Annotated in this window: 6 protein-coding genes; 5 read left to right on the forward strand and 1 reads right to left on the reverse strand. The window is 64.0% G+C overall.

The genetic code is table 11. The features are described 5' to 3' along the window. Window positions 1–312: 312 nt before the first annotated feature. On the forward strand, window positions 313–3225 hold the full coding sequence (locus tag HAV22_RS24890) for a ribonucleoside-diphosphate reductase subunit alpha (protein WP_166862894.1): 2913 nt from the start codon (window positions 313–315) through the stop codon (window positions 3223–3225). Between the two features lie 95 nt (window positions 3226–3320). Continuing rightward, complete coding sequence (locus HAV22_RS24895) at window positions 3321–4418, forward strand: ribonucleotide-diphosphate reductase subunit beta (RefSeq protein ID WP_166862896.1); 1098 nt, start codon at window positions 3321–3323, stop codon at window positions 4416–4418. Window positions 4419–4489: 71 nt separating this feature from the next. Here HAV22_RS24895 and HAV22_RS24900 read toward each other — a convergent pair whose 3' ends face one another. Beyond that, a complete protein-coding gene (locus HAV22_RS24900) occupies window positions 4490–5023 on the reverse strand; it encodes a hypothetical protein (protein WP_166862898.1) in 534 nt (177 codons plus the stop codon). 164 nt (window positions 5024–5187) lie between these two features. On the opposite strand from HAV22_RS24900, the gene HAV22_RS24905 reads away from it, so the two are divergent. The 3 genes from HAV22_RS24905 to HAV22_RS24915 form a co-directional block, all read left to right on the forward strand. Beyond that, window positions 5188–5868, forward strand: coding sequence for a purine nucleoside phosphorylase YfiH/LACC1 family protein (locus tag HAV22_RS24905; protein ID WP_166862900.1), 681 nt, complete (start codon window positions 5188–5190; stop codon window positions 5866–5868). 358 nt (window positions 5869–6226) lie between these two features. Then, a complete protein-coding gene (locus HAV22_RS24910; RefSeq protein WP_166862902.1) occupies window positions 6227–7861 on the forward strand; it encodes a glycosyltransferase family 4 protein in 1635 nt (544 codons plus the stop codon). 700 nt (window positions 7862–8561) lie between these two features. Continuing rightward, a partial coding sequence (locus HAV22_RS24915) for a hypothetical protein (protein WP_208296362.1) occupies window positions 8562–9097 on the forward strand: 536 nt, incomplete at its 3' end.

The raw sequence follows: 9097 nt of genomic DNA on the forward strand, positions 1-9097 counted from the left end.
ACCTGATCGATGTCAAGGAAAAAATCTTGGTGGCAGAGCTCTTAAAATTCCTGTACATCGACTACAATTAGGTCTGTAAGGCCGTTGTCTACTACATCTAGTGGTCAACGGCCTTAATGCCGAACAGAAGAGGATAGGGGCGCAACCGCGTTTTTCTCAATATTGCAGCTCCTATTTTTTATCGGCAGAAAGTTATCGAGTTGCCAATTTTGATGAGTTGGCAGCTCTCCCCTCGTTACCGACGAGGGGATTCTCATCTACCTAATTCGAGAAGGCGCTGGCATTCGTAACGACGCCATGCTGGGAGGCTCAATGCAAACATCTTCGGACATTTCCATCAACCCGCACGCCGCGGCAGGAGCGAGTGCGGCCGAACTGGTCGCGAATGGCGACTATCGCATCATCCGCCGTAACGGCGCCGTGGTGCCGTTCGCGCCGAGCAAGGTCGCCGTTGCGATGACCAAGGCTTTCCTGGCCGTGAACGGCGAGCAGGGCCGCGAGTCGGCGCGCATCCGCGAACTGGTCGAGCAGTTGACGAACAACGTGGTCGCGGCGCTGGTGCGCCGCCAGCCGAACGGCGGTACCTTCCACATCGAGGATGTGCAGGACCAGGTGGAATTGTCCCTGATGCGTTCGGGCGAGCATGACGTCGCGCGCGAATACGTGCTCTACCGCGCCAAGCGCATGGAAGAGCGCCGCGCCGCCAAGGAAGCCTCCGGCGCCGCGCAGATCGCCACCCCGCAGTTCACCGTCGTCGACGGCGGCGTGCGCCGTCCGCTGGACATGAACGAAGTGTCGAGCCTGATCAACGCCGCCTGCGCGGGCCTGGAAAAGCACGTCGACGCCGACGCCATCCTGGCCGAGACCGTGAAGAACCTGTACGACGGCGTGCCGGTCGAGGAACTGCACAAGTCGGCCGTGCTGGCTGCGCGCGCGCTGATGGAAAAGGATCCGGCCTACAGCCAGGTCACCGCACGCATCCTGCTGCACTCGATCCGCAAGGAGATCTTCGGCAAGGAAGTGCCGCAAGCCGGTGCCGCCGCCGAATACGTCACGTACTTCCCGCAATACATCGCCAAGGGCATCGACGCCGAGCTGCTGGACGAAGAGCTGGGCAAGTTCGACCTGCAGAAACTGGCCAAGGCGATCGTCGCCGACCGCGACCTGCAATTCGGCTACATCGGCCTGCAGACCCTGTACGACCGCTACTTCCTGCACATCCGCGACACCCGCATCGAGATGCCGCAGGCGTTCTACATGCGCGTCGCGATGGGCCTGGCGCTGCGTGAAGAGAACCGCGAAGCGCGCGCCATCGAGTTCTACAACCTGCTGTCGACGTTCGACTTCATGAGCTCGACCCCGACCCTGTTCAACTCGGGCACGCGCCGCTCGCAGCTGTCGTCGTGCTACCTGACGACCGTCGCCGACGACCTGGAAGGCATCTACGACGCCATCAAGGAAAACGCGCTGCTGTCGAAATTCGCCGGTGGCCTGGGCAACGACTGGACGCCGGTGCGCGCGCTGGGCTCGCGCATCAAGGGCACGAACGGCAAGTCGCAAGGCGTCGTGCCGTTCCTGAAGGTTGCCAACGATACCGCGGTCGCCGTCAACCAGGGCGGCAAGCGCAAGGGCGCCGTCTGCGCCTACCTGGAAACGTGGCACCTGGACATCGAGGAATTCCTCGACCTGCGCAAGAACACGGGCGACGACCGCCGCCGCACGCACGACATGAACACGGCGAACTGGATTCCCGACCTGTTCATGAAGCGCGTGATGGAAAAGGGCGAGTGGACCCTGTTCTCGCCGTCGGAAGCGCCGGACCTGCACGACAAGGTCGGCAAGGCGTTCGAAGAGGCCTACCTGAAGTATGAAGAAAAGGCCGCCCGCGGCGAGATGACCGTGCACAAGAAGGTGCAGTCGCTCGACCTGTGGCGCAAGATGCTGTCGATGCTGTTCGAGACGGGCCACCCGTGGATCACGTTCAAGGACCCGTGCAACATCCGTTCGCCGCAGCAGCACGTCGGCGTCGTGCACTCGTCGAACCTGTGCACCGAGATCACGCTGAACACGAACGAAGACGAAATCGCCGTCTGCAACCTGGGTTCCGTGAACCTGCCGGCGCACATGAAGGGCGACGGGCTGGACGTGGTCAAGCTGCAGAAGACCATCCGCACGGCAATGCGCATGCTCGACAACGTCATCGACATCAACTACTACGCCGTCGACAAGGCCAAGAACTCGAACTTGCGCCACCGTCCGGTCGGCCTGGGCATCATGGGCTTCCAGGACTGCCTGCACATGATGCGCGTGCCGTTCGCGTCCGATAAGGCCGTCGAATTCGCCGACCGCTCGATGGAAGCCGTCTGCTACTACGCCTACCTGGCGTCGACCGAGCTGGCCGAGGAACGCGGCCGCTACCAGTCGTACGAAGGTTCGCTGTGGGACCGCGGCATCCTCCCGCAGGACTCGATCAAGCTGCTGCTTGACGAGCGCGGCGGTTACCTCGAGCAGGACACGTCGGAATCGATGGATTGGAGCATCGTCCGCAACCGCATCAAGCAGTTCGGCATGCGCAACTCGAACTGCGTGGCGATCGCCCCGACCGCGACCATCTCGAATATCATCGGCGTGTCGGCCTGCATCGAGCCGACGTTCCAGAACCTGTACGTGAAGTCGAACCTGTCGGGCGAATTCACCGAGATCAACGCCTGCCTGGTGCGCGACCTGAAGGCGCGCGGCCTGTGGGACGAGGTCATGATCAACGACCTGAAATACTTCGACGGCTCGCTGTCGCGCATCGACCGCGTCCCGCAAGACCTGCGCGACATCTACGCCACGGCGTTCGAAGTCGAGCCGAAGTGGCTGGTGGAAGCCGCGTCGCGTCGCCAGAAGTGGATCGACCAGGCCCAGTCGCTGAACATCTACATGGCGGGCGCCTCGGGCAAGAAGCTGGACGAGACGTATAAACTGGCCTGGCTGCGCGGCCTGAAGACCACGTACTACCTGCGCACGATCGCCGCGACGCACATGGAGAAGTCGACCACCCGTACCGGCGCGCTGAACGCCGTGGCGGTCGACGGCGGTCTGACGGCAGCACCGGCCGCAGTCTCGGCAGCAACTGCGCCGGCGGCACCGGTTGCAGCAGCACCGGACGTCGTGGACGGCGCCGCCTGCTACCTGCGCCCGGGCGACGCGGGCTTCGACGAGTGCGAAGCTTGCCAATAAGCTGAACTAAGCAGAACGACACCCTGACGTATCAACCCGCATCGCTCGGCACCGCCGGGCGATGCCGCTAAAAGAATTCAAGAAGGAAAAACATCATGGCCCTCTCCTGGGACGATGAACCGGCCGCCGCACCGGCCCCCGCCGCTACCGCTGAAGCCAGCGCCGCCGACGTCGCCAAGCGCGTGAACGCGGACGACAAGCGCATCATCAACGCCAAGACCGACGTCAACCAGCTCGTACCGTTCAAGTACAAGTGGGCGTGGGACAAATACCTGGCCGGCTGCGCCAACCACTGGATGCCGCAGGAAGTGAACATGCAGCGCGACATCGAGCTGTGGAAGAACCCGAACGGCCTGACCGAAGACGAGCGCCGCATCGTCAAGCGCAACCTCGGCTTCTTCGTGACTGCCGACTCGCTGGCCGCGAACAACATCGTGCTGGGCACCTACCGCCACATCACGGCGCCGGAATGCCGCCAGTACCTGCTGCGCCAGGCGTTCGAGGAAGCGATCCACACGCACGCGTACCAGTACATCGTGGAATCGCTGGGCCTGGACGAGAAGGAAATCTTCAACGCCTACAACGAGATCCCGTCGATCCGCGACAAGGACCAGTTCCTGATCCCGTTCATCGAGGTCATCAACGATCCGACGTTCCACACCGGCACGCTGGAAAACGACCAGAAGCTGCTGCGCTCGATCATCGTGTTTGCTTGCCTGATGGAAGGCCTGTTCTTCTACGTCGGCTTCACGCAGATCCTCGCACTGGGCCGCCAGAACAAGATGACGGGTGCCGCCGAGCAGTACCAGTACATCCTGCGCGACGAATCGATGCACTGCAATTTCGGCATCGACCTGATCAACACGATCAAGATGGAAAACCCGCAGCTGTGGACGCCGGCATTCCGCGACGAGATCAAGGAACTGTTCCTGAAGGCCGTCGACCTGGAATACCGCTACGCCGAAGACACGATGCCGCGCGGCGTGCTGGGCCTGAACGCAGCCATGTTCAAGGGCTACCTGCGCTTCATCGCGAACCGCCGCGCCGTCCAGATCGGCCTCGACCCGCTGTTCCCGAACGAGGAAAACCCGTTCCCGTGGATGAGCGAGATGATCGACCTGAAGAAGGAACGCAACTTCTTCGAGACGCGCGTGACCGAGTACCAGACCGGTGGTGCGCTGAACTGGGATTGATCCCGGCGCGCCCGATATGCACGACGAAGCCCGCCACCCGGCGGGCTTTTTTATTTACGGGGCCGCTCAGCTCAACGGTCGTCGAGCCAGGCGAGGAAATCGCCAGCCGCTTCCGGCGTCAGTTCCAGCGCGGCTTCCGCCACGTCGTCCGACCCTTTGACTGCCGCCAGCGCCGCCAGCGCGCACGCGAGGAATTCGTCATCCCACTGGCGTACGGCGGCCGCCGCGATCAAGCGGGGCAGGGCAGCCAATGCCGCGAAATAGGCATCGTGCAGGTCGGGCGGCACGGCGACGCCTTGCCGCTTGCGGCAGATTTCGATCCACGCCGGAAACTGCAGGTAGCCGGCACCGGCCCGATCGGGCGCAGTGGCCAGTGCACGCACCACGTGCGGCACGGCCGCGAATGACGCCGGATACACGTCTCCCTGGTGCGCCAGCGCGCTCCACAGAGAAAACCACGGTTCGTCGTCCGGACCCGTTGGCGGTAGAGAGGCGAGTTCGCGCAGCAGTGCAGGCATGTCGCTGGCCTTGCCATACGCATGCTCGAGTTCATGCCAACGTGGACTGTCGAGGGGCAGGCAGGGCAGATCAGGATCGGTCGTCATCGCGTCTCATCGAGAACTAAACCACTAGTCTAGCAAGCCTGCCGCGGCAGGTTGACGCGGGCATTGCGATAGATGCGCTTCAGCTTCTCGCGTATCGACCGCCGCACCGGCCGCCGGCACCATGTTATGCTGCCGCCCTTTCGGCACTTGTCCCCGCATCCGTCATGCTCACCAGTCCGCTCATCGACGACCTCGCCATCGTGCACGGCTTCGGCACGCGCCACGACGACATGGCCGCGCTGCTGCCCGGCTACTGGCCGCGGCGTCCGTTCCAGCGCGAACGCCACGGCACCCGCATCGCCGTCGCGACGCGGGCGAACGAGGATTGCGGGGAAGCCGACGGCATGCTGACGGACCGTCCCGGCCTGCTGCTCGCGATCTCCACCGCCGACTGCGTGCCGGTGCTGCTCGCGCGGCGGGACATGCGCGAAGTGGCGGCGCTGCACATCGGCTGGCGCGGTGCGATGGACGGCATGGTCGATGCGTTCGCGGCGCTCGTGCGTGCGCGCGGCGGCGATCCGGCCGAGTGGATCGCGGTCGCCGGGCCGGCGGCGCATGCATGCTGTTACGAGGTCGGGCAGGACGTGATCGACGGCTTCGTCGCGCGCTGGGACTTCGCGCCGCGCTTCGTCGCGCCGCATGGGCGCATGCTCGACCTGCCCGCCATCGTGCGTCGCCAGCTCGAGCGTGCGGGCATCGGCCGCGTCGCGTCACACACCGAATGCACGATGTGCCATCGCCGCGATGACGGCCGCCACACCTTCCACAGCTACCGCCGCGACCGCGCAACGCGCACGCCCGTGGTCGACGTGCACTGGTCCGCGATCGCGATCGCCGATCGCTAGACACGCCGCGCCACGCTGTGTCGACGCACGACGTCGGCACGCGAGGATCACGCAGATGCGCCCGTCATCGAGGCGCGTGCACCGTGTTCGCAAGGGTCGTGGAGTCGCGCAAAGAAGACGCCCCATCGATCATGCGGCGTCTTCATCACGATTTTTATGCGTGCCTTGCGCCACAAGCTTCTCACTGAGGCTATCATGCGCTCAATTCAATCCAATCGATGTCGTCATCGTCGATCGAAGCCATGGTCCGAGTCCTCGTCATCCGCCAGAATCCGCAGTGCCGGTCGCGCCGGCCGATGCGGCATGTGCGGGCGCGCAGCGGCGCAGGCGTCGCGCACGTGAACGCCGGGGAGGTCGCATGACGGACCGCTTCGCCTTTCACAACGCGCCCGACGGCCATTCGGGCCGCGAGGCCGCGGGCGCCGGACTGCTGCGCGCCGTCGCGGCCGCGCCCGATCTCGAAGCGGTCGGCTGCTTCGCCGGCGGCCAGGCCCACGCGGCCGAGGGCGAGCGCCTGCTGCGCGAATACGGCTACGCCGGCCAGGTGGAATGGATCGCCCAGGGCCACCCGCAAGACCTCGAGCGCTACGGCACGCTGTACCATCCCGCGCCCGGCATCGAACGGCTCGCGTGGCGCCGCCTCGGCATCGGCGAGCGCCGCTACAGCCTGTGCGGCGTCACGCATGCGACGGCGGGCCATGCCGTGATGTCGAGCCTCGCGAGCCTGCTCGTGGCGCCCGTGCGCAGCTGGGACGCCGTGATCTGCACGTCGCGCGCCGTGCGCGACAGCGTGCGCCGCGTGCTCGAGCGCCAGGCCGAGTATTTGAGTGCGCGCCTCGGTGCGCAGCGCTTCGAATTGCCGCAACTGCCCCTGATCCCGCTCGGCGTGCACGCGGCCGACTTCGATGCCGATCCGTCCCGCCGCGACGCGGCGCGCGAGCGCCTCGGCATCGCGGGCGGCGACGTCGTCTTCCTGTTCGTCGGGCGCTTGTCGTTCTGCGCGAAGGCGCATCCGCAACAGATGTTCGTCGCGCTCGAACGGGCGGCGCAGAACGGTGCGCGCGTGCATCTCGTGCTGTGCGGCTCGTTCGCCGACGACGCAGTCGACAAGGCTTTTCATGAAGCGGCCGCGCAACTATGCCCATCCGTGCGCTTGTCCGTGCTGGATAGCCGCGACGCCACGGACGAATCAGATGCCTGGGCCGCCGCCGACGTCTTCATCTCGCTTGCCGACACCGTGCAGGAAACATTCGGCCAGGCACCGCTGGCCGCGATGGCGGCAGGCCTGCCGTGCATCGTCAGCGACTGGGACGGCTATCGAGACATCGTGCGCGACGGCGTCGATGGCTATCTCATCCCCACCGTGATGCCGGGGGCAGGTGCCGGGCTCGATCTCGCGCAGCGCTACGACGACGGCGTCGACAGCCACGACACGTATTGCGGCCACACGAGCCAGGCCGTCGCGCTGGACGGTGCGGCCCTCGCGCAGGCGTGCGCACGACTCGCCGACGACGCGGCGCTGCGGCGCCAGCTGGGCGACCACGCGCGCCGGCGCGTGCGCGCGGAATTCGACTGGGCCGTCGTGTTCGGGCGCTACCGCGCGTTGTGGCGCGAGCTCGACGAACGGCGCCGCGCCGATGCGGCACTCGGCCCCGCGCTGCCCCCGTCCGTGCCGGACCGGCTCGATCCGTTCGAATTGTTCGCCACGTATCCCACGATGCAGATCACGCCGGCCTCGATGGTCGAACTCGCGCCCGATGCGTCGCTCGCGCTGTTGCGCCAGTATCGCGAACTCGCGATCAACCGCTACGCGCACGCGGCGCTGCCGACGCTGGAAGAGTTTGGGCAGATCTTCGGATCGATCGAATCGCGTCCGATGCAGGTCGACGAGTTGCTCGACGCACTCGGACCGTGCGACCGGGCGACTTTGCTGCGCGGACTCGCGTGGTTGTGCAAGATGGACTTGCTCCGGATTGCCGCGGGTCAAGCGTGAATATTGAATATCGCCTTTAGATAAAGGCTTTATACGAAATGGCAGTAACGTGGCGCATCGATTTGCGCGCTTGTTTTTGGAGACCAAGCAGAACGAGGAAGGAATCAACCGTTATCGCAGCGATCGTTTCGATTGATGCTATCGCGGGTTCGCCCCGTAAAAGATACGAAAATTATTGTGTGTGGGTTGCGCACTGACAAGGTTTTCGTGTACTTTACGTGATTGAATTTGTCAAAACGTGAAGACGCTGATTTTGGTAGCGTCAAACGGGAAACAAACCGATCAAAAAAGGGACGCTGATTCATTCAGTATGCACGTAAAGCTTAGCGAAAAGAACAAGCCGCATTGCCTGATAAACGTCGGGTATGGCGGCTTTTTCTTTTCGCGGCCCTGCGGGCTGTGATGTGAACAGCGCAGTGAACCATCGGACTTTAGTCGATTAGGTCGTCGGCGACGACGATAGCCGAAGTGCCGTGGAGTCGTTCTACTGTATGAAAATACAGTATAACGCAATTCGAGAATGGATGCCCGGGCTTTTACGGGTTTTATCGAATTGCCGCGGTAGTTCGGCTGGTGCCGGATTCATTGACGCAAACGCCGCGTTTGCGCCGATGAATAATTCGCCCGACCAAGCAGACTGGGTTGGACGGGTTCAAATCATGTAGCGTAAATTTCTCATCGCAGAGAAGGAGAACACAAAATGGCAACCGCCGCGAAGAAACCAGCAGCAAAGCCGGCCGCAAAAGCCGCCACCAAACCGGCCGCAAAGGCAGCAGCAGATAAACCGGCAAGCAAAACCGCAGCCACCAAAGCCGCCGCCAAGCCGGCAGCGAAAAAGGCCGCTGCAACCAAGGCCCCGGCCGCCAAATCGGCCGCAACCAAGACCGCCGCCAAACCGGCAGCCAAGAAAGCTGCAGCAACTAAGACCGCCGTCAAACCGGTAGCCAAGAAAGCCGCAGCAACCAAGACCGCGGCCAAACCGGCAGCCAAGAAAGCTGCAGCAACCAAGACCGCCGCCAAGCCGGCAGCCAAGAAGGCCGCAGCAACCAAGACCGCCGCCAAACCGGCAGCCAAGAAGGCCGCAGCAACCAAGACCGCCGCCAAACCGGCAGCCAAGAAAGCCGCAGCAACCAAGACCGCCGCCAAGTCGACCGCGTCCAAGTCGGCAAGCAAGGCCGCTGCCAAGCCGGCTGCGAAAAAGACTGCCGCCAAGTCGACGGCAACCAAAGCAGCGAG

Origin of the sequence: Telluria antibiotica (genome assembly GCF_011682055.1) — a bacterium.
Taxonomy (GTDB): domain Bacteria; phylum Pseudomonadota; class Gammaproteobacteria; order Burkholderiales; family Burkholderiaceae_D; genus Telluria; species Telluria antibiotica.

Excerpts from the sequence above, each read along its gene's own strand:
- HAV22_RS24905 (WP_166862900.1), top strand. The coding sequence starts at position 5,188 with ATGCTCACCAGTCCGCTCATCGACGACCTCGCCATCGTGCACGGCTTC.
- HAV22_RS24890 (WP_166862894.1), top strand. The coding sequence starts at position 313 with ATGCAAACATCTTCGGACATTTCCATCAACCCGCACGCCGCGGCAGGA.
- HAV22_RS24895 (WP_166862896.1), top strand. The coding sequence starts at position 3,321 with ATGGCCCTCTCCTGGGACGATGAACCGGCCGCCGCACCGGCCCCCGCC.
- HAV22_RS24900 (WP_166862898.1), bottom strand. The coding sequence starts at position 5,023 with ATGACGACCGATCCTGATCTGCCCTGCCTGCCCCTCGACAGTCCACGT.
- HAV22_RS24910 (WP_166862902.1), top strand. The coding sequence starts at position 6,227 with ATGACGGACCGCTTCGCCTTTCACAACGCGCCCGACGGCCATTCGGGC.